Raw genomic sequence first — 20,089 nt, forward strand, 5'->3', positions numbered from 1 at the left:
TTTACAGCTTGATTTCGATGTTCACGTCAGCCGGCAGGTCGAGGCGCATGAGCGAGTCGACGGCCTTCGGCGTGGGGTCGATGATGTCGATCAGCCGCTTGTGCGTGCGCATCTCGAAGTGCTCACGGCTGTCCTTGTACTTGTGCGGCGAGCGGATGACGCAGTACACGTTCTTCTCCGTGGGCAGCGGCACGGGGCCGACCACCGTGGCGCCTGCGCGCGTCACCGTCTCAACGATCTTCCGGGCCGAGACGTCGATGACCTCGTGGTCATAAGACTTCAGCCGGATGCGGATTTTCTGTCCCGCCATGGCGTCGTGACTCTCTTTCTTGAACGATCTTCCCTGTGACGGAGCCGAGGGCTCCTTGTGCATGGCGCCACCTGGTGGGCGCCCCTCCACGCAGACTGAATCCGGAAGGTTCCGGGTTCCTCACCCTGCTGGAGCTCCGACCCCCGAACTCGGGCGTGTCGTCCCGTGCTGGCACGGGGGCACACCGATTCCGTTTCTCGGGGCGGGCTGTATGTGGTCCGTGCGTGGCAGCTTCCAGGAGCTGCTGACCCCGGTTCTGCTTCGGAACCCGATGGTGTCCTGGGGTCTGCCGGTTCGAACCGTTGGGAGCACGCGTCGGCGCTTGAACAACGTCCTCCATCCTGCCAGAGATGGCAGACCGGTGCAAACGCACGGCCGGGGGCAGGCCGTGCGCAACCGTGCCGGAACCGTGAGCCGACCGCGACCGGCGCCGGCACCCGCGGTCGTATCCTGGCCTCGTCCGCACCCCGACGTCCCAGGAGATGGGTCCCATGCTGTCCACCGCGAGACTGGTCGCGATCGTCCCCGTCCGGGAGCTCGACCGCGCCCGCCGGTTCTACCAGGAGACGCTGGGGCTCTCCCCCGCCCACGCCCCCGAGCCGGACAGCGTCCTGTTCAGCGAGGACGGGCACACCGGCCTGCAGCTGCTGCTGCGCCCGGACGCGCCGGCGTCCGGGCTGACGCAGGTCAGCTTCGAGGTCCCCGACGTCGAGGCCGCGGTCCGGGAGCTCGAGGGCCGGGGCGTGCGCTTCGAGGACTACGACCTGCCCGGCCTGCGCACCGTCGACCACGTCCTCACCGCCGACGGGATGCGCGCGGCGTGGTTCACCGACTCCGAGGGCAACGTCCTGTGCCTGCACCAGCTCACCGGCTGAACCCCGTCGTGGTTGCCCCGGAACGCACGGAACCCCCCGCCGCTGCAGGAGCGACGGGGGGTTCTGCGCAGATCGGCAGTCCGGGGACTACTTGATGATCTTGGTGACGCGGCCGGAGCCCACGGTGCGGCCACCCTCACGGATGGCGAAGCCGAGGCCCTCCTCCATGGCGATCGGCTGGATCAGCGCGACCGTCATCTCGGTGTTGTCGCCGGGCATGACCATCTCGGTGCCCTCGGGCAGCGTGATGACGCCGGTGACGTCGGTGGTCCGGAAGTAGAACTGCGGACGGTAGTTCGAGTAGAACGGGTTGTGACGCCCGCCCTCCTCCTTGGAGAGGATGTAGACGTTGGCCTCGAAGTCGGTGTGCGGGGTGATGGAACCCGGCTTGCACACGACCTGGCCGCGCTCGACGTCGTCACGCTTGAGACCGCGCAGCAGCAGGCCGCAGTTCTCGCCCGCCATGGCCTCGTCCATCTGCTTGTGGAACATCTCGATGCCGGTGACCGTGGTCTTCTGGACCGGACGGATGCCGACGATCTCGACCTCGGAGTTGATCGGCAGCGTGCCGCGCTCGGCACGGCCGGTCACCACGGTGCCGCGACCGGTGATGGTGAAGACGTCCTCGATGGGCATGAGGAACGGCTTGTCCATCTCACGGATGGGGTCGGGCACGTTCTCGTCGACGGCCTCCATGAGCTCCTCGACCTTGGCGACCCACTCGGGGTCGCCCTCGAGGGCCTTCAGCGCCGAGACGCGGACGACCGGCGCGTTGTCGCCGTCGAAGCCCTGGTCGGAGAGGAGCTCGCGCACCTCCATCTCGACGAGGTCCAGCAGCTCCTCGTCGTCGACCATGTCGGACTTGTTCAGGGCCACCAGCAGGTAGGGCACGCCCACCTGGCGGGCGAGCAGCACGTGCTCGCGGGTCTGGGCCATGGGGCCGTCCGTGGCGGCGACCACGAGGATGGCGCCGTCCATCTGCGCCGCACCGGTGATCATGTTCTTGACGTAGTCCGCGTGACCCGGGGCGTCGACGTGCGCGTAGTGGCGCTTCTCCGTCTGGTACTCGATGTGCGCGATGTTGATGGTGATGCCGCGCTGCTTCTCCTCCGGAGCGGAGTCGATGGCACCGAAGTCGCGCTGCTCGTTCAGGTCCGGGTACTTGTCGGCCAGGACCTTGGAGATGGCAGCCGTGAGCGTCGTCTTGCCGTGGTCGACGTGGCCGATGGTGCCGATGTTGACGTGCGGCTTGGTGCGCTCGAACTTGGCCTTCGCCATGGTTGTTCCTCCTAGAACATTTGTCGAAACTTGCTCAGCACTACCCCACCGCGTGTTTCCGGGGGGAGCTTGAGGCGCTCAGCAGTACTGAAACCTCTGCAAGTCTACTTTGGCTGTGCGTGATTGATGAAATTCCCGGCCGGGGCCGAGGGGTGGTGCCTACTCGCCGCGGTTCTTCTGGACGATCTCCTCGGCGACGGCCTTGGGGACCTCCGAGTAGCTGTCGAACCGCATCGAGTACACGGCGCGGCCCTGGGTCTTGGACCGGAGGTCGCCGATGTAGCCGAACATCTCGGACAGCGGGACGAGGGCGTTGACCAGCTTGATGCCGCTCACGTCCTCCATCGACTGGATCTGACCGCGGCGGGAGTTCAGGTCGCCGATGACCTCGCCCATGTACTCCTCGGGGGTGCGCACCTCGACCGCCATGAGCGGCTCGAGGAGGACGGGCTGCGCCTTGCGGGCACCCTCCTTGAACACCATCGAGCCGGCGATCTTGAACGCCATCTCGGAGGAGTCGACGTCGTGGTAGGCGCCGTCGAGCAGGGTGGCCTTGACGCCCACGACCGGGTACCCGGCGAGGACGCCGAGACGCATGGCGTCCTGGATGCCGGCGTCCACGGAAGGGATGTACTCGCGCGGGACGCGGCCGCCGGTGACCTTGTTGTCGAACTCGTAGAGCTCCTCGGCGTCCAGCGGGATCGGCTCGAACGCCATCTGCACCTTGGCGAACTGGCCGGAGCCGCCGGTCTGCTTCTTGTGCGTGTAGTCGATCTTCTCGACGGCCTTCTTGATCGTCTCGCGGTAGGCCACCTGCGGCTTGCCGACGTTCGCCTCGACCTTGAACTCGCGCTTCATGCGGTCCACCAGGATGTCCAGGTGGAGCTCGCCCATGCCGCCGATCTCGGTCTGGCCGGTCTCCTCGTTGAGGGACACGGTGAACGTGGGGTCCTCGGCGGAGAGCTTCTGGATCGCGATGGAGAGCTTCTCCTGGTCGCCCTTGGTCTTCGGCTCGATGGCCACCGAGATGACCGGGGCCGGGAAGGACATGGACTCGAGCACGATCGGCTTCTGCAGGTCGCACAGGGTGTCGCCCGTGGTGGTGTCCTTGAGCCCGATCGCGGCGTAGATGTGCCCGGCCTGGACGGTGTCGACCGGGTTCTCCTTGTTGGAGTGCATCTGGAACAGCTTGCCGATGCGCTCCTTCTTGCCCTTGGTGGAGTTGAGCACCTGGTCGCCGTTGGACGCCTTGCCGGAGTACACGCGGATGTAGGTGAGCTGCCCGTAGAACGGGTGGTTGGCCACCTTGAAGGCGAGCGCGGAGAACGGCGCGGTCGAGTCGACCGGGCGGGAGAGGATCTCCTCCTCGTTGTTCAGCGCGTGGCCCTCGACGTTCGGGACGTCCAGCGGGGACGGCAGGAAGTCGATGACGGCGTCGAGCATCGGCTGCACGCCGCGGTTCTTGAACGCGGAGCCGCACAGCACGGGGTACGCCTGCGAGGTGATGGTGAGCTTCCGGATGCCGGCCTTGAGCTCCTCGAGGGTGAGCTCCTCGCCGCCCAGGTACTTCTCCATGAGCTCGTCGTCGGCCTCGGCGACGGACTCCACCAGCTGGTTGCGGTACTCCTCGGCCCGCTCCTGCAGGTCGGCGGGGATCTCCTCGATCTCGTACTTGGCGCCGAGGGAGACGTCGCCCTTGGAGTCGCCCGGCCAGACGAAGGCCTTCATGGTGAGCAGGTCGACCACGCCGGTGAACTCGGACTCGGAGCCGATCGGCAGCTGCATGACCAGCGGCTTCGCGCCGAGGCGGTTGATGATGGTGTCGACGGTGAAGTAGAAGTCGGCGCCCAGCTTGTCCATCTTGTTGACGAAGCAGATGCGGGGGACGTCGTACTTGTCGGCCTGGCGCCAGACCGTCTCCGACTGGGGCTCGACGCCCTCCTTGCCGTCGAAGACCGCCACGGCGCCGTCGAGCACGCGCAGGGAGCGCTCGACCTCGACCGTGAAGTCCACGTGGCCCGGGGTGTCGATGATGTTGATCTGGTTGTCGTGCCAGTAGCAGGTCGTCGCGGCGGACGTGATCGTGATGCCGCGCTCCTGCTCCTGCGCCATCCAGTCCATGGTGGAGGCACCATCGTGGGTCTCGCCGATCTTGTGGGAGATACCGGTGTAGAACAGGATGCGTTCGGTGGTGGTGGTCTTCCCGGCATCGATGTGCGCCATGATGCCGATGTTGCGGACCTTCTTGAGGTCGGTAAGCACGTCAAGTGCCACGGTGGTTCCCTTTCGGAGATGGTGCCGGCGGCCTGTCGGCCCGGGTGGGGCCGACAGGCCTGGAAGATTCTACCAGCGGTAGTGGGCGAAGGCCTTGTTGGACTCCGCCATCTTGTGGGTGTCCTCCCGGCGCTTCACGGCGGCACCGAGACCGTTGGACGCGTCCAGGATCTCGTTCTGCAGACGCTCGGTCATGGTGTTCTCACGGCGGATCTTCGAGTAGCCGACGAGCCAGCGCAGGGACAGCGCCTGGGCGCGGCCCGGCTTGACCTCGACGGGCACCTGGTAGGTGGCGCCGCCGACGCGGCGGGACTTCACCTCGAGGGCCGGCTTGACGTTCTCCAGGGCCTTCTTGAGGGTGGCGACGGGGTCGGCACCGGACTTGGCGCGGACACCCTCGAGGGCACCGTAGACGATGCGCTCGGCGGTGGACTTCTTGCCGTCCTGGAGGACCTTGTTGATCAGCTGCGTGACGACCGGGGAGCTGTAGACCGGGTCGACGACGAGCGGGCGCTTGGGAGCGGGACCCTTACGAGGCATTACTTCTTCTCCTTCTTGGCGCCGTAACGGGAACGGGCCTGCTGGCGGCCCTTGACACCCTGGGTGTCGAGCGCGCCGCGGACGATCTTGTAGCGGACACCGGGGAGGTCCTTCACGCGACCGCCGCGGACGAGCACGATGGAGTGCTCCTGCAGGTTGTGGCCCTCACCGGGGATGTAGGCCGTGACCTCCACGCCGCCGTTGAGCTTCACGCGGGCGACCTTGCGCAGCGCGGAGTTCGGCTTCTTGGGGGTGGTGGTGTAGACGCGGGTGCACACGCCGCGCTTCATGGGGCTGCCCTTGAGTGCGGGCGCCTTGGTCTTGACGACCTTCGGGGTCCGGCCCTTGCGGACCAGCTGCTGGATTGTAGGCACAGTGTCTCCTGATCGGACGGGACGCGTCAGCGGCCCGCTGGGTGTTCGGCTCCCCCGCGACCGGCCGGGGCCGGGAGCGGGTGCGGCGCCTGTCGTGGGCCCGGCGGGCGGGCACCACGGTCGCCGCGCCGAAGGTAGCTGGGCAGACGAAAAGGATGGCATTTCGGTACACAACGCGTACCGGAGGACCGAGTCCGTTCTGCCATGATTTCTTCGGCCTCCAGGGGCGCGGGCGCCGAGGGATGACCGTTCAATTCCTCGACAGCCTATCAGACCCCGGCCGGGGCGGGGAAGCGGGGCCGGGCCGGCCCGCTCAGCGCCCGGTCGCGGCGAGGTCGGCGGAGATCCTCCGGGCGCACTCGAGCAGGGGCGGCACGACGTCGTCCACGGGGTCACCGGCGCTGGCGCCGGGCATCCCCACGCGCATGGAGACGTTCACGGCCGCGACCACGCGCCCGGTGCCGTCGGTGACGGGGGCGGCGACCGAGCGCAGCCCGACCTCGAGCTCCTGGTCGACGAGCGCCCAGCCCTGGGCGCGGACCCGGCGCAGGTCGGCCTCGAGGGCCGCGCGGTCGGTGAGGGTGTGCTCGGTCAGGCGCTCGATCCGCGCCGTGCGGAAGTACTCGTCGAGCTCCTCCGGGTCCAGCCCGGCCAGCAGCACCCGGCCCATGGACGTGGCGTGGGCGGGGAACCGGGTGCCCACGGCGATCGCCACGGTCATGATCCGGTGCGTGGAGACGCGGGCGACGTAGACGATGTCGGCGCCGTCCAGCACCGAGGCGGACGTGGACTCCTCGACCTGCGCCGAGAGGGTCTCGAGGTGCGGGGCGGCCAGGGCGGGCAGCGGCTGCGAGGAGAGGTAGGAGTAGCCGAGCTGGAGGACCACGGGGGTGAGCTCGAAGAGCCGCCCGTCGGTCCGGACGTAGCCCAGCTCCTCGAGCGTGAGCAGGAACCGGCGCGCGGTGGCGCGGGTCAGCCCGGTGCGCCGGGCCACGTCGCTGAGGGTCATCCGGGGGTGCCGGGCGTCGAAGGCCGTGATCACGCCGAGCCCGCGCGCCAGGGACTGCACGAACTGTCCGGGGGTGCCCCGCTCCCCCGCCGGGACGGTCGGGTCCTGCTCGGTCATCGGTGGCCTCCTGCGGGCCTCGTCCGGGGTGCGGCGGCCGGTGCCGGCCCGCCGCGCCCCGTGAGCGGTGCTGGGCTCAGCGGGCGGGCCGCAGCGGGACGTCGACGATCTGCTGGAGCTCCTCGAAGCTCGTGCCGAAGGTCTCGCGCACCGTCACGCCGTCCTCCTCGAGGAGGAACACGGCCTGGTCGGTGTAGATCCGGGAGACGCAGCCGACGCCGGTGAGCGGCATGGTGCACTGCTCCACGAGCTTGGACCGGCCCTTCTTGGTCAGCAGGGACATCATCACGAAGGTCATCTTCGCACCCGTGGCCAGGTCCATGGCCCCGCCCACGGCGGGGATCGCGTCCGGGCTGCCGGTGTGCCAGTTGGCGAGGTTGCCCGTCCGGTCCACCTGGAAGGCGCCGAGCACGCAGTAGTCCAGGTGCCCGCCGCGCATCATGGCGAAGGAGTCCGCGTGGTGGAAGTAGGAGCAGCCCGGCGTCTCGACCACGGGGATCTTGCCGGCGTTGATGAGGTCGGCGTCGACCTCATCGCCGTGGGCCTCGGGGCCCATGCCGAGCATCCCGTTCTCGGTGTGCAGGGTGACGTCGTCCTCGGCGCTCAGGTAGTTGGAGACCAGGGTGGGCTGGCCGATGCCGAGGTTGACGTAGGAGCCGGCGGGGATGTCGCGGGCCACCACGCGGGCCAGCTCCTCCGGGGCGAGGGGCGTCTCGGAGGTCCTGGGCACGGTGTCCACGGTGTTCTCGCTCATCTCAGATGTCCTCTCGGGGGTCGGTCTGGGCGGGTGCGTCGATCCGCACGACGGTGTCCACGTAGATGCCGGGGGTCACGACGGCCTCGGGGTCCAGCCCGCCGCGCTCCACGACCTCCGCGACCTGCACGATGGAGGTGGCGGCGGCGGCGGCCATGATCGGGCCGAAGTTGCGGGCCGTCTTGCGGTAGACGAGGTTGCCGGCCCGGTCGGCGACGTGCGCCTTGGTCAGCGAGAAGTCGGCCTTGATGGGGTGCTCGAGCACGTAGTGGCGGCCGTCGATCTCACGGACCTCCTTGCCCTCCGCGAGCAGGGTGCCGTAGCCGGTGGGGGTGAAGAACCCCCCGATGCCGGCGCCGGCGGCGCGGATCCGCTCGGCGAGGTTGCCCTGGGGGACGACCTCGAGCTCGATCTGCCCGGCGCGGTACTTCTCGTCGAAGTGCCAGGAGTCGGACTGGCGCGGGAAGGAGCAGATGATCCTCCGCACGCGGCCGAGCTGGATCAGCCGGGCCAGGCCCACGTCGCCGTTGCCGGCGTTGTTGTTCACGACCGTCAGGTCGGTGGCCCCGTGCTCGATGAGCGCGTCGATCAGCTCGACGGGCTGGCCGGCCACGCCGAAGCCGCCGATCATGACGACGGCGCCGTCGTGGATCGGGGCCACGGCCTGCGCGCAGCTCTCTGCGATGTTCAGCATGCGTTGTGCCTTCCTTCGGTGGTCTTCTCCGCCCGGGTCCCGCGCGGGTCTCAGGCGTTCTGGTTCTCGAGCACGACGGCGAGGCCCTGGCCCACGCCGATGCAGATGGCCGCCACGCCCCAGCGGGCCCCGGAGGCCTGCAGGGACTTCGCGAGCGTGCCGAGGATGCGGGTGCCCGACGCCCCGAGGGGGTGGCCGATGGCGATGGCGCCGCCGTGCCGGTTGACGATCGCGGGGTCGATCCCCCACGCGTCGACGCAGGCGAGGGACTGGGCCGCGAAGGCCTCGTTGAGCTCGACGGCGGCGACGTCCTCCCACGTGATCCCGGCGCGGCGCAGCGCCAGGTTCGCGGCCTCGACCGGGGCGAAGCCGAAGAACTGCGGCTCGTTGGCCGCGGCGGCCCGCCCGGCGATGCGGGCGAGGGGCTGCAGACCGGTCAGCTCGGCTGCCTTCTCGGAGCCCAGCAGCGCCGCGGAGGCGCCGTCGTTGAGGGGCGAGGCGTTGCCGGCGGTGACGGTGCCGCCCTGGTCCGCGGGGCGGAAGACGGTCTTGAGCCCGCCCAGCTTCTCGACCGTCGAGGACGCACGGACGGACTCGTCCCGGGTCAGCTCGGTGCCGGGGACCGGGACGGTGAGGTCGTCGTAGAAGCCCTCGTCCCACGCCTGCTGGGTGAGCTGGTGGGAGCGGAACGCGAACTCGTCCATCCGCTCGCGGGTGATGCCGTGGCGCTCGGCGAGCTGCTCGGTGGCCTCGCCCAGGGACACGGTCCACTCCGGGTTCATCGCCGGGTTCACGAGGCGCCAGCCCAGCGTGGTGGAGGCGAGGGTCAGGTCGCCGGCCGGGTAGGGCTTCTCCGTCTTCGGGAGCACCCAGGGGGCACGGCTCATGGACTCGACGCCGCCGACGAGCATCAGGTCGGCCTCGCCCGCGTTGATCTGCCGGGACGCGATGATCGCGGCGTCCAGGGACGACCCGCACAGGCGGTTGACGGTGGTGCCGGGGAGCTCGACGGGCAGGCCGGCCAGCAGCGTGCCCATGCGGGCGACGTTGCGGTTCTCCTCGCCGGCGCCGTTGGCGTTGCCGAGGATCACCTCGTCGATCGCGGCGGGGTCCAGCGCGGACGCGCGCCGGACCTGCTCGCCGATCACCAGGGCGGCCAGGTCGTCGGGGCGCACGCCCGCCAGGGCGCCGCCGAAGCGGCCGAAGGGGGTCCGCACGGCGTCGTAGATGTAGGCCTCGGTCATGGTGTTCCTCACTTGCGTCGTTGCACGTCGGTCACGGGGTGCCGGAATGGGGTGGTCGGAGGGCCGGCAGGTCAAGGGGCCGGGGGCGCCGCGGGGTCCTCGGCGTCGAGGGCGTCGAGGGCGTCGAGGACCTGCTTGGCGTGCTTGAAGGCGTTGTTGGCGGAGGGCACGGAGAGGTAGATCGCCGACTGGAGCAGGATCTCCTTGATCTCGTCCCGCTCCAGGCCGTTGCGCAGGGCGGCGCGCACGTGCATCTCGAACTCCTCCCAGTGCCCGGCGGCGATCAGCGCGGTCAGGGTCACGGCGCTGCGCATCCGCCGGTCCAGTCCCGGCCGGGTCCAGATCTCGCCCCACGCGTAGCGGGAGATGAAGTCCTGGAACTCGGCGGTGAAGGCGTCCTTGCCGGCCTCGGCGCGGTCCACGTGGGCGTCGGAGAGCACCTCGCGGCGCACGGCCATGCCGTCCGCGTGGGCCTCCTGCTCGGTGCGCCGGGGGTTGCCGCTCATGCTCGTGCTCCTTCGTGGTGGGGTGGGTGGGCGCCGATGTGCTCGTCCAGCAGGCGCGCCACGTCCTGCGGGGCCTCGGCGGGCACGAGGTGGCCCGCGCCCTCGACGACCACGAGGCGGCCGCCGGTCGCCCCGGCCAGCTCCGCCACGGCGCCGGGCGGCGTGGCGGCGTCCTGCGCGCCGACCACGGCGAGCACGGGGACGTCGACGGCGCCGAGGCGCCCGGTCGCGTCGAAGCCCGCGAGGGCCTCGCAGGCCCGGGCGTAGGAGAACCGGTCCGCGTCCTGGAGGGCGTGCAGCAGCCCGGTGGTCGTGACCGCGTCCCGCTCGATGAAGCCCGGGGCGAACCACCGCTGCGCGGAGCCGACGATCTGGGTGGGGGTGCCGGCGGCGGCCACGAGCCGGGCGCGCTCGGACCACGCGGCGGGCTCCCCCACCCGGGCGGCGGTGCCCACCAGCACGGCCGCCGCCGGCCGGTGCGGCGCGTCGAGCAGCAGCTGGAGGCCGACGCAGCCGCCGAGGGAGGTGCCCGCGTAGTAGAACGGACCTCCGGTTTCGAGGCCGGCGGCCTCCTGGTACCGGTCCACGGCGTCGAGCACGCCCCGGGCCAGCTCGGCGGTGCCGAACGGCTCGTCGGCGGGCGCAGAGCCGCCGTGGCCGGGGAGGTCCCAGCCGACCACGCGCAGGTCGGCCTCCAGCAGGTGCGCCGCGGCGGACCACAGCGAGGCGGCGGAGGTGCCGAGCCCCGGGCCCAGCACCAGCAGGGGCGCCCGCGGCGACGGGGCCCGGCGGGTCGAGAACTCGACGAGGGTGAGGACGGGGACGGTCATGCGGATGCTCCTGGGCTGGTCCGGGTGCTGGACGGACGGTCGTTCGCGGACCGGCGGTGCTGCGCGAGCACGCGGTCGATCAGCAGGTCGTTGGCCCCGAGGTACCCGGCGGGGTCGAGCAGCCCGGCCACGACGTCCCGGTCCACGGGGGTGCCGTCGGCCAGGGCGGTGCCGGCGGCGAGGCCCACGAGGGCGTCGAGCATGCCCGGTCCGTCGGTCGCGTGCTCGCGCACGACCTCCTGCACCCGCTGCCGCCCCGTGGCGCCGTCGGCGGCGGGCGGCAGCAGGGGCGCGAGCTCCGCGCTGATCCGCTCGGCGAGCACGGCGGGACCCGACGCGTCCAGGTTGGCCCGCATCCGGGCGCTCTGCACGGTGAGCCCGGCCGTGAGCTCGGCCGCGTGCGACGACGCCGCGACGGCGAGCCGGGCGAGCTCCCGCAGTGCCGGCCACTCCGTGTGCCAGGCGCCGTCGGGGCGCTCGTCGACGAACTGGGCGGCGGCGACGTGGAGCTGGGCCACGAGCTGCGGCGCCGTCAGGGCGGTGCGCTTGAGCAGCACGGACAGCACCGGGTTCTGCTTCTGCGGCATCGCCGAGGACACGCCGCGCCCTTCGACGGCCGGTTCCCGCAGCTCGCCGAGCTCGGGGCGGGACAGCAGCAGGACGTCGTTGGCGATCCGGCCGAGGGCCGCGCAGACCGCCGCGAAGGTCTCGCCGGTGCGCAGCACCGGCCGCCTGGTGGCGTGCCACACGTGCGGCGGCAGGCTCAGGCCGAGCTCGTCGGCCCAGCGGCGGGCGAGCTCGAGGGCCTGCTCGGCGGCGTCGGGGGCGCCCGGGAAGAGCGCGAGGCTGCCGGCGAGGGTGCCGGCGGCGCCGCCGCAGGACACCGGGAGCCGGGCGAGCCCGGCGAGGTCCGCCTCGAGGTCCTGCAGCCCGGCCAGCCAGCCGGCGGCCTTGAGCCCGAAGGTGGTGGGCAGCGCGTGCTGGGTCAGGGTGCGGGCGGCCTGGACGGTGCCGCGGTGGGCGTCCGCCAGCCGGGCCAGGGCGTCTGCCGTGTCGGACAGCTGCTCGGCGAGGGGGACGGCGGCGCGCCGGGCCAGCAGCATCATGGCGGTGTCCATGACGTCCTGGCTGGTCAGGCCGCGGTGCACGAAGCGCACGGCGCCGGGATCGAGCTCCCCCAGCCGGCGCCGGTAGTCGGCGAGGAGCGGGATGACGGGGTTGCCGCCGCCCTCGGCGCGCCGGGCGATGTCCCCGGCGTCGTAGTCGGCGGCGCGGGCGGCCGCACGCGCGGACGCCGCGGCGGCGCGCGGGGCGAGCCCGGCGTCCGCCTGCGCGGCGACCCAGGCGGCCTCGACGTCGAGCAGCGCCTGGAGCACCGCGGTGTCGTCCGTGTGCGCGTCACCCCGGTGGGCTCCGGGGCGGAGCAGCCCGGCGTCGGTCATGCGCGTCCTCCTTCGGTGGTCGTCGGGTCGTCCGTGGCGGGGTGGTGCCGTGCGGGGGCCCCGGGGCGGCCGGGGCCCGCGCACGGAACGGTCACGCCTGGAGGTTCGGGTAGGTGAGGAAGACGGTCTCGCCCTCGCCCTGGAGCCGGAGGTCGAAGCGCAGGGAGCCGTCGGCCTCCCGCTCGGCGACCAGGGTGCGGCGGCGGTCCTCGGGCAGGGAGCGCAGCAGCGGGTCGTTCGCGAGGGCCTCGGTGTCCTCCGGCAGGTAGATGCGGGTGAACAGCCGGTTCGTCACGCCCCGGGCGAAGACGGTCAGCGTGATGAACGGCGCCTTGCCGGGCTCGGTCGGCCCCGGGTCAACGGTGGTGAAGGTGTAGTGGCCCTCGTTGTCGACGGACGCGCGGCCGAAGCCGGTGAAGGTGTAGCCGTCGCGCACGAGCGAGCCGGTCGCGGTGGGGACGTCGCCGTTGCCGTCGGCCTGCCAGATCTCGAGCATGGCGTCCGGCACGAGGTCGCCGTGGCCGTCGGTCACCGTGCCGTGCAGGCGCACCGCCTGCGGGTGCCCGAGCGGGACGAGCAGCTCGCCCTTGTCGTAGGGCAGCGCGTAGCCGAAGAACGGCCCGATGGTCTGGCCGGGGGTGGCCGGGAGTGCGGGGGTCGCGGGGGTCTCAGACATTGGAGTCGCCTTCCGTCCAGGTGCGGTTCGAGCCGCTGAGCACGATGTCCCAGGTGTAGCCGAGCAGCCACTCGTGCTCGGACGCCTCGTGGTCGTAGTCGGCCACGAGCCGGCGGCGGGCCTCGGGGTCCACGATCGACTGGAAGATCGGGTCCAGCGCGAACAGCGGGTCCGAGGGGAAGTACATCTGGGTGATCATCCGCTGGGTGAAGTCCGTGCCGAACAGGGAGAAGTGCACGTGCGCGGGCCGCCAGGCGTTGTGGTGGTTCTTCCAGGGGTACGGCCCGGGCTTGATGGTGACGAACTCGTAGGATCCGTCGTCGCCGGTCAGGCAGCGCCCCACGCCGGTGAAGTTCGGGTCGATGGGAGCCGGGTGCTGGTCCCGCTTGTGGATGTACCGCCCGGCCGCGTTGGCCTGCCAGATCTCCACGAGCTGGCGGCGCACGGGCCGGCCGTCGCCGTCGAGGACCCGGCCGCGGATCTTGATCCGCTCGCCGATGGGCTCCCCGCCCGACTGGATGGTCAGGTCCGACTCGAGCCGGTGCACGTCCCGCTCGCCGAAGGCGGGCGCGTGCAGCTCGATGGTCTCCGGGTCCGCGTGGTGCAGGTCCTTGGTGGGGTGCCGCAGGATCGAGCTGCGGTAGGGCGCGTAGTCCAGCCGCGGCTGCGTCTCGGTGCGGCCGGACGCGCTGTAGTCGGCGCTGATGCCGGCCATCTCGCGGTCGAGGTCGGCCTGCGTGTCCGCCGCGTCGTCGGGGCCCTTCGGGGTGAGGTGCACGAAGGACTCCTCCGGCCCCTGGTCCTGGTCGGTCATGGTTCAGCTCCTTTGTTGCGAGGTGGCTGCCGCACCGGCGGGCGTGGTGCCCGCGGCGAACTCTCCGAGGCTAGCGCATTCGGTGCAGCATTCGCACATGTGTTCACTGTGCGAACTTATTGTGGGGTCACAGTGGGGAGGTCCGGCGGGGCCGGGGGTCAGCGGTCGTCGGGCCAGCCGGTGTAGGACTCCGCGAAGTAGGCGGCGCCGCGCTCGGAGCCGGTGATCGCCTTGAACTCGCCGCGCCGGCGCTTCTGGTTGAAGGGGTTCTCCCCCGGCTGGGTGTGCATGAGGTGGGTGGCCCAGTAGGAGAAGTTCTGCGCCTTCCACACCCGCTCCAGCGCCGTGGCCGAGTACCCGGCCAGCCCGGTGCCGTCGCCCGTGCGGAAGAACTCGACGATCGCCGGGGCGAGCACGCGGACGTCGCAGAACGCGAGGTTCAGGCCCTTGGCGCCGGTCGGGGGGACGGTGTGGCCGGCGTCGCCGACGAGGAACAGGTTGCCGTGGCGCAGGGGCTCGCAGACGTAGGAGCGGAACTTCAGCACGGTCTTGTCGAAGATGGGGCCCTCCTGGAGCCGGAGCCCGTCGGGGCCCTCGACCCGGCGCTGGAGCTCGGCCCAGATCCGCTCGTCGCCCCAGTCGTCGACGTCCTCCTCCGGGTCGCACTGGAAGTACATCCGCTGGACGGTCCCGCTGCGCTGGGAGATGAGGGCGAAGCCGTGCTCGGAGTTCGAGTAGATGAGCTCCGGGGCGCTCGGCGGGGCCTCGGCGAGGATGCCGAACCAGGCGAAGGGGTACTCGATGAAGTTGTCGGTGCGCTCCTGCTCCGGGATGGCGCGGCGGCAGATGCTCTGCGAGCCGTCGGCGCCCACGAGGATCTCGCAGCGGACCTCGAAGTCCTCGCCCGCGGCGTCGGTGAAGCGGATGCCCGGCCGGTCGGTGGTCAGGTCGACCACCTCGGTTTCCGTGACGGACCAGCGGACGTCGCCGCCGTCGCGCTCCCGGGCGTCGGCCAGGTCCAGGAACACCTCGTTCTGCGGGTAGAGCCACACGGACTCGCCGACGAGCTCCTTGAAGTCGATCCGGTGGCTCTCCCCCTCGAAGCGCAGCACGGTGCCCTCGTGCTCGTGGCCCTCCGTGAGCACCCGCCCGTCGACGCCGGAGTCGGTCAGCATCCGCACCGTGGGCGCCTCGAGGATGCCCGCCCGGTGGGTGGCGTGGATGGTGTCCTTGTCGCGCTTCTCGACCACGATGCTGTCGATGCCGGCGCGGCCGAGCAGGTGGGCCAGCATCAGCCCGGCGGGGCCGCCGCCCACGATGCCGACCTGCGTGCTGAGAACGGTGCGCTGTGCGCTCATGAGTGCTCCTGGTGATACGACGGGAATCGTGTCCAGTGTCTCAGCGGCCTGTGGGCGGCACCACAGTCGTCCCGTTGAACGGGATGCTGGAGGCGACGGGCGCGGTGTGCCCGGGAGCCGGTGCCGCGGCCCGTCTCAGCGGGGGGCGTCCCGCAGGGTCCGGCGGATGCCGTGCGCCGCGGTGTGCAGCGCCTGGACGATCGCCCCGGCCCGCGCGGCCGGGTCGCCCGCCGGGGTGATGACGCCCAGGCCCGCCACCACCTGGTCGCCGCGCCCCCGCACGGGGACGGCGATCCCCGCCGTGCCGGCCTCGAGATAGCCGGTCTGCAGGGCGTGGCCCGCGCCGCGGATCCGCTCGAGCTCCGCGGCCAGCACCGCGGGCTCGGTCGGCGAGAGCTCGGTGAACGCGGTGAGGGGCCCCTGCAGGTACTCCTCCTGGTAGTCCTGGGGGGCGTGCGCCAGCAGCACGAGGCCCGTGGCCGACAGGTGCAGGGGCAGCCGGCCGGCCACCTCCGACCGGACGGGCACCGCCCGGGGGTGGGAGAGCCGCTCCACGAGCAGCACCTCGCGGCCCTCCACGATGCCGAGCTGCACGTGCTGGCGCAGCACCGCGTGGATGTCGCCCATGAAGGGGCGGGCGGCGCGCGCCAGGCCGAGCTCGCGCGAGGAGCGGTTGACCAGCTCCCACAGCCGGGTGCCGACCACGTAGTGCCCGCCCTCCACCCGCTCGAGCCAGCCCTGGCGGGCCATGTCCCGGGCGAGCCGGTGCGCGGTGGCGGTGGGCAGCCCGGTGAGGGCCGCGATCCGGCCCCCGGTCAGCCGCGAGTCCTCCGCCGTGAACGCCGCGAGGATCCGGTCCGCCCGCTCGAGCACGGACTCCCCGGTGGGTGAGTTCGCCATGGTGACTCCTGGGGCTCCTTCCTGGTCCGCGGCCCGGCCCCGTGACCGGCCGCGGGACGGGGGCAGCCCCGCCCCGGAAGACGCTACTTCCGGAACGGGGCTGCCGTGGTGACCACGAGGGTGATCACGTCCTGCGCGGGACGCCGACCTCAGTTGGAGCCGAAGTCGTAGTCCTCCAGCGGGATCGCCTGGAACTCGGCGGGCGAGGAGTTCTCCTCCGCGTAGCTGAAGTCCGAGAACGAGCCCGGCTCCGTGAACAGCGAGGCCTTCGCCTCGTCCGTCGGCTCCACGTCGATGTTGTTGTACCGCGCGAGCCCGGTGCCGGCCGGGATCAGCTTGCCGATGATCACGTTCTCCTTGAGGCCCACCAGCGGGTCGGACTTGCCCTCCATGGCCGCCTGCGTGAGCACGCGGGTGGTCTCCTGGAAGGACGCGGCCGACAGCCACGAGTCGGTGGCCAGCGAGGCCTTGGTGATGCCCATCAGCTCCGGGCGGCCGGCGGCCGGCCGGCTGCTCTCGGCCACGGCCTTGCGGTTGGCCTCCAGGAAGCGCACGTTCTCGACGAGCTCGCCCGGCAGCAGGTCCGTCTCGCCCGACTCGATGATCGTCACGCGGCGCAGCATCTGCCGCACGATGACCTCGACGTGCTTGTCGTGGATGCCCACGCCCTGGGAGCGGTACACGCGCTGCACCTCGTCCACGAGGTGCTTCTGCGCCTGCCGCGGACCGCGGATGCGCAGCACCTCCTTGGGGTCGACGGCGCCCGAGACCAGCTGCTGGCCGACCTCGACGTGGTCGCCCTCGGTCACGAGCAGCTTGGCGCGGCGCAGCACCGGGTACCCGATCGCCTCGTCCCCGTTGTCCGGGGTCACGACGAGCTTCAGGGCCTTCTCGGTGTCCTCGATGCTGACCCGCCCGGCGACCTCCGAGATCGGCGCGACGCCCTTGGGCGTGCGGGCCTCGAAGAGCTCCTGGATACGGGGCAGACCCTGGGTGATGTCGCCGTCCGAGGACGCCACACCACCGGTGTGGAAGGTGCGCATCGTGAGCTGCGTGCCCGGCTCGCCGATGGACTGCGCGGCGATGATGCCGACGGCCTCGCCGATGTCCACCAGCTGGTTGGACGCCAGCGAGCGGCCGTAGCAGGCCGCGCAGACGCCCACCGCGGACTCGCAGGTCAGCACGGAGCGCACGCGCACCGTGTCGGCCCCGCCCGCGAAGAGGGCGCTGATGAGCCCGTCGGAGAGGTCCGTGCCGGCCTCGGCCAGGATCTCGCCGTTGGCGTCCACGACGTCCACCGCGAGCACCCGGCCGTGCACCGTGTTCTCGATGTCCTCGTGCAGCACGCGGGACCCGCTCTCCTGCACGTCGGCGAGCGGCAGGTTCAGGCCGCGCTCCGTCATGCAGTCCGCCTCCCGCACGATGACGTCCTGGGAGACGTCGACGAGACGACGGGTCAGGTAGCCCGAGTTCGCCGTGCGCAGCGCGGTGTCGGCCAGGCCCTTGCGGGCACCGTGGGTCGCGATGAAGTACTCCAGCACCGACAGGCCCTCGCGGTACGAGGACTTGATCGGGCGGGGCATGATCTCGCCCTTGGGGTTGGACACGAGCCCGCGGATGCCGGCGATCTGGCGGACCTGCATCCAGTTGCCTCGGGCGCCGGAGGACACCATGCGGTTGATGGTGTTCAGCGGCGACAGGTTCGCCTGCATGGCCTGGGCGACCTCGTCCGTGGCCTTGGTCCAGATGTCGATGAGCTCCGAGCGGCGCTCGTCGTCGTCGATCAGACCGCGGTCGTACTGGCCCTGGATCTTCGCGGCCTGCGCCTCGTAGCCCTCCATGATGGCGGGCTTCTCCGGCGGGGTCGCGATGTCCGAGATCGCCACGGTCACGCCCGAGCGGGCCGCCCAGTGGAACCCGGCGTCCTTGAGCTCGTCCAGCGTGTGCGCCACGGTGACCATCGGGTACCGCTCCGCGAGATCGTTGACCAGCGCGGACAGGTGCTTCTTGTCCGCGACGGCCTCGTCCCAGGGGTAGTCCTCGGGCAGCGTCTCGTTGAACAGCACGCGGCCCAGCGTGGTCTGCACCAGCACCGGCTGACCCGGCTCCCAGCCCTCGGGGGCCTCCCAGCCCTCGAACGGCACGAAGTCGTCCAGCTCGATCCGGCACAGCGCGTTGAGGTGCAGCCGGCCGGCGTCGTGGGCCATGATCGCCTCGGCCACGGAGGAGAACGAGCGGCCCTCCCCCTCCTCGCCCTCGCGGACGGTGGTGAGGTGGTACAGCCCGATGATCATGTCCTGCGAGGGCAGGGCGATCGGCTTGCCGTCCGAGGGCTTCAGGATGTTGTTCGAGGACAGCATCAGGATGCGCGCCTCGGCCTGGGCCTCCGGGGACAGGGGCAGGTGCACGGCCATCTGGTCGCCGTCGAAGTCGGCGTTGAACGCGCCGCACACGAGCGGGTGGAGCTGGATGGCCTTGCCCTCGACGAGCTGCGGCTCGAACGCCTGGATGCCCAGACGGTGCAGGGTGGGGGCACGGTTGAGCAGCACGGGGTGCTCGGTGATGACCTCCTCGAGCACGTCCCACACCTGGGGGCGGTAGCGCTCGACCATGCGCTTGGCCGACTTGATGTTCTGCGCGTGGTTGAGGTCCACCAGCCGCTTCATCACGAACGGCTTGAACAGCTCCAGCGCCATCTGCTTCGGCAGACCGCACTGGTGCAGCTTCAACTGCGGGCCGACCACGATGACCGAGCGGCCGGAGTAGTCGACGCGCTTGCCGAGCAGGTTCTGCCGGAACCGGCCCTGCTTGCCCTTGAGCATGTCGGACAGCGACTTCAGCGCACGGTTGCCCGGCCCGGTGACCGGGCGGCCGCGGCGGCCGTTGTCGAACAGCGAGTCCACGGCCTCCTGCAGCATCCGCTTCTCGTTGTTGACGATGATCTCCGGGGCGCCCAGGTCCAGCAGGCGCTTGAGCCGGTTGTTGCGGTTGATCACGCGCCGGTAGAGGTCGTTGAGGTCCGACGTGGCGAAGCGGCCGCCGTCGAGCTGGACCATCGGGCGCAGCTCCGGCGGGATCACCGGGACGGCGTCCAGGACCATGCCCAGCGGCGAGTTGTCCGTGGTCAGGAACGCGTTGACGACCTTGAGCCGCTTCAGGGCGCGGGTCTTGCGCTGGCCCTTGCCGGTGGCGATGGTCTCCCGCAGGGACTCGGCCTCCGTCTCGAGATCGAAGGTCTCGAGGCGCTTCTTGATCGCCTCGGCGCCCATCGAGCCCTCGAAGTACATGCCGTAGCGGTCCACCATGACGCGGTAGAGCGCCTCGTCTCCCTCGAGGTCGTTGACCTTGAGGTTCTTGAAGCGGTCCCAGACCTGCTCGAGGCGGTCGATCTCCAGGTTGGCGCGCTTGCGCACGTTGGCCATCTGGCGGTCGGCGGAGTCGCGGAGCTTGCGCTTCTCCGCGGCCTTGCCGCCCTCCTCCTCGACCCGGCCGAGCTCGGTCTCGAGGTCGCGGGCGATCGCGGCGATGTCGGAGTCGCGGGTGGACTCCATCTGCGCCTTCTCCCGGTCCACGGCGGCCTGCAGGTTCGGCAGGTCGTCGTGGCGGGCGTCCTCGTCCACCGACGTGATCATGTACGCCGCGAAGTAGATGACCTTCTCCAGGTCCTTCGGGGCGAGGTCCAGCAGGTAGCCGAGCCGCGAGGGCACGCCCTTGAAGTACCAGATGTGGGTCACGGGAGCGGCGAGCTCGATGTGGCCCATGCGCTCACGGCGCACCTTGGCGCGGGTGACCTCCACGCCGCAGCGCTCGCAGATGATGCCCTTGTAGCGCACGCGCTTGTACTTGCCGCAGTAGCACTCCCAGTCCCGGGTGGGACCGAAGATCTTCTCGCAGAACAGGCCGTCCTTCTCGGGCTTGAGCGTGCGGTAGTTGATGGTCTCCGGCTTCTTGACCTCGCCGTAGGACCAGGTCCGGATGTCCTCCGCGGTCGCAAGACCGATCCGCATGAGGCCTAGTGAAGATTCGTTGGACATGAGGGTCCTTTATCTCTTTCTCTGGAAAAGTTGACGTCTCGTCGGGGTGGACCGAGCGGG

18 protein-coding genes are annotated in these 20,089 nt (G+C 71.0%); 1 reads left to right on the top strand and 17 read right to left on the bottom strand.

Features of this window, described 5'->3' with window-relative positions; all coding sequences use genetic code 11:
- Position 1 precedes the first annotated feature (1 nt).
- A complete protein-coding gene (gene rpsJ, locus E7Z53_RS11250) occupies positions 2-310 on the bottom strand; it encodes a 30S ribosomal protein S10 (RefSeq protein WP_003803825.1) in 309 nt (102 codons plus the stop codon).
- Positions 311-801: 491 nt separating this feature from the next.
- Here rpsJ and E7Z53_RS11255 point away from each other — a divergent pair, with 491 nt between their 5' ends.
- Positions 802-1,185, top strand: a complete 384-nt coding sequence (locus E7Z53_RS11255) for a VOC family protein (protein ID WP_017833295.1) — start codon at positions 802-804, stop codon at positions 1,183-1,185.
- An 87-nt stretch (positions 1,186-1,272) separates the two neighbouring features.
- On the opposite strand, the gene tuf is transcribed toward E7Z53_RS11255, so the two are convergent.
- The 16 genes from tuf to E7Z53_RS11335 all read right to left on the bottom strand — a co-directional run bounded on the left by tuf (position 1,273) and on the right by E7Z53_RS11335 (position 20,029).
- Positions 1,273-2,463 carry an elongation factor Tu gene (tuf, locus tag E7Z53_RS11260; protein WP_017833294.1) on the bottom strand — a complete coding sequence of 397 codons (1,191 nt, stop codon included), beginning with the start codon at positions 2,461-2,463 and terminating at the stop codon, positions 1,273-1,275.
- A gap of 159 nt (positions 2,464-2,622) precedes the next feature.
- A complete protein-coding gene (gene fusA / locus E7Z53_RS11265) occupies positions 2,623-4,737 on the bottom strand; it encodes an elongation factor G (protein WP_031282946.1) in 2,115 nt (704 codons plus the stop codon).
- 69 nt (positions 4,738-4,806) lie between these two features.
- Positions 4,807-5,277: a 30S ribosomal protein S7 gene (gene rpsG, locus E7Z53_RS11270; RefSeq protein ID WP_017833292.1), complete on the bottom strand. Its 471-nt coding sequence runs from the start codon at positions 5,275-5,277 to the stop codon at positions 4,807-4,809.
- On the bottom strand, positions 5,277-5,651 hold the full coding sequence (rpsL, locus tag E7Z53_RS11275) for a 30S ribosomal protein S12 (protein WP_017833291.1): 375 nt from the start codon (positions 5,649-5,651) through the stop codon (positions 5,277-5,279). The genes rpsG and rpsL overlap by 1 nt, the downstream gene beginning before the upstream one ends.
- Before the next feature lie 313 nt (positions 5,652-5,964).
- Positions 5,965-6,777 carry an IclR family transcriptional regulator gene (locus E7Z53_RS11280; RefSeq protein WP_035924877.1) on the bottom strand — a complete coding sequence of 271 codons (813 nt, stop codon included), beginning with the start codon at positions 6,775-6,777 and terminating at the stop codon, positions 5,965-5,967.
- Positions 6,778-6,853: 76 nt separating this feature from the next.
- Positions 6,854-7,531 (bottom strand): 3-oxoacid CoA-transferase subunit B, encoded by a 678-nt coding sequence (locus tag E7Z53_RS11285; RefSeq protein ID WP_095650585.1) that lies wholly within the window; start codon positions 7,529-7,531, stop codon positions 6,854-6,856.
- A gap of 1 nt (position 7,532) precedes the next feature.
- Positions 7,533-8,225: a 3-oxoacid CoA-transferase subunit A gene (locus E7Z53_RS11290; protein ID WP_035924883.1), complete on the bottom strand. Its 693-nt coding sequence runs from the start codon at positions 8,223-8,225 to the stop codon at positions 7,533-7,535.
- A gap of 50 nt (positions 8,226-8,275) precedes the next feature.
- Positions 8,276-9,469 carry a thiolase family protein gene (locus tag E7Z53_RS11295; RefSeq protein WP_017833287.1) on the bottom strand — a complete coding sequence of 398 codons (1,194 nt, stop codon included), beginning with the start codon at positions 9,467-9,469 and terminating at the stop codon, positions 8,276-8,278.
- A gap of 71 nt (positions 9,470-9,540) precedes the next feature.
- A complete protein-coding gene (gene pcaC / locus E7Z53_RS11300) occupies positions 9,541-9,975 on the bottom strand; it encodes a 4-carboxymuconolactone decarboxylase (protein WP_176337773.1) in 435 nt (144 codons plus the stop codon).
- Positions 9,972-10,805, bottom strand: coding sequence for an alpha/beta fold hydrolase (locus E7Z53_RS11305; protein ID WP_176337774.1), 834 nt, complete (start codon positions 10,803-10,805; stop codon positions 9,972-9,974). The genes pcaC and E7Z53_RS11305 overlap by 4 nt, the downstream gene beginning before the upstream one ends.
- Positions 10,802-12,247 carry a lyase family protein gene (locus E7Z53_RS11310; RefSeq protein ID WP_109222010.1) on the bottom strand — a complete coding sequence of 482 codons (1,446 nt, stop codon included), beginning with the start codon at positions 12,245-12,247 and terminating at the stop codon, positions 10,802-10,804. Before E7Z53_RS11310 ends, E7Z53_RS11305 begins: the two co-directional genes overlap by 4 nt.
- A gap of 91 nt (positions 12,248-12,338) precedes the next feature.
- On the bottom strand, positions 12,339-12,923 hold the full coding sequence (pcaG, locus tag E7Z53_RS11315) for a protocatechuate 3,4-dioxygenase subunit alpha (protein WP_017833283.1): 585 nt from the start codon (positions 12,921-12,923) through the stop codon (positions 12,339-12,341).
- Positions 12,916-13,737 (bottom strand): protocatechuate 3,4-dioxygenase subunit beta, encoded by an 822-nt coding sequence (gene pcaH / locus E7Z53_RS11320; RefSeq protein WP_017833282.1) that lies wholly within the window; start codon positions 13,735-13,737, stop codon positions 12,916-12,918. The genes pcaG and pcaH overlap by 8 nt, the downstream gene beginning before the upstream one ends.
- A 158-nt stretch (positions 13,738-13,895) precedes the next feature.
- Positions 13,896-15,095 (bottom strand): 4-hydroxybenzoate 3-monooxygenase, encoded by a 1,200-nt coding sequence (locus tag E7Z53_RS11325; protein WP_017833281.1) that lies wholly within the window; start codon positions 15,093-15,095, stop codon positions 13,896-13,898.
- A 135-nt stretch (positions 15,096-15,230) separates the two neighbouring features.
- Positions 15,231-15,995: an IclR family transcriptional regulator gene (locus E7Z53_RS11330; protein ID WP_017833280.1), complete on the bottom strand. Its 765-nt coding sequence runs from the start codon at positions 15,993-15,995 to the stop codon at positions 15,231-15,233.
- Between the two features lie 149 nt (positions 15,996-16,144).
- A complete protein-coding gene (locus tag E7Z53_RS11335; RefSeq protein ID WP_176337775.1) occupies positions 16,145-20,029 on the bottom strand; it encodes a DNA-directed RNA polymerase subunit beta' in 3,885 nt (1,294 codons plus the stop codon).
- Positions 20,030-20,089 lie beyond the last annotated feature (60 nt).

The sequence above is a fragment of the Kocuria salina genome (assembly GCF_013368965.1).
GTDB lineage: Bacteria > Actinomycetota > Actinomycetes > Actinomycetales > Micrococcaceae > Kocuria > Kocuria rosea.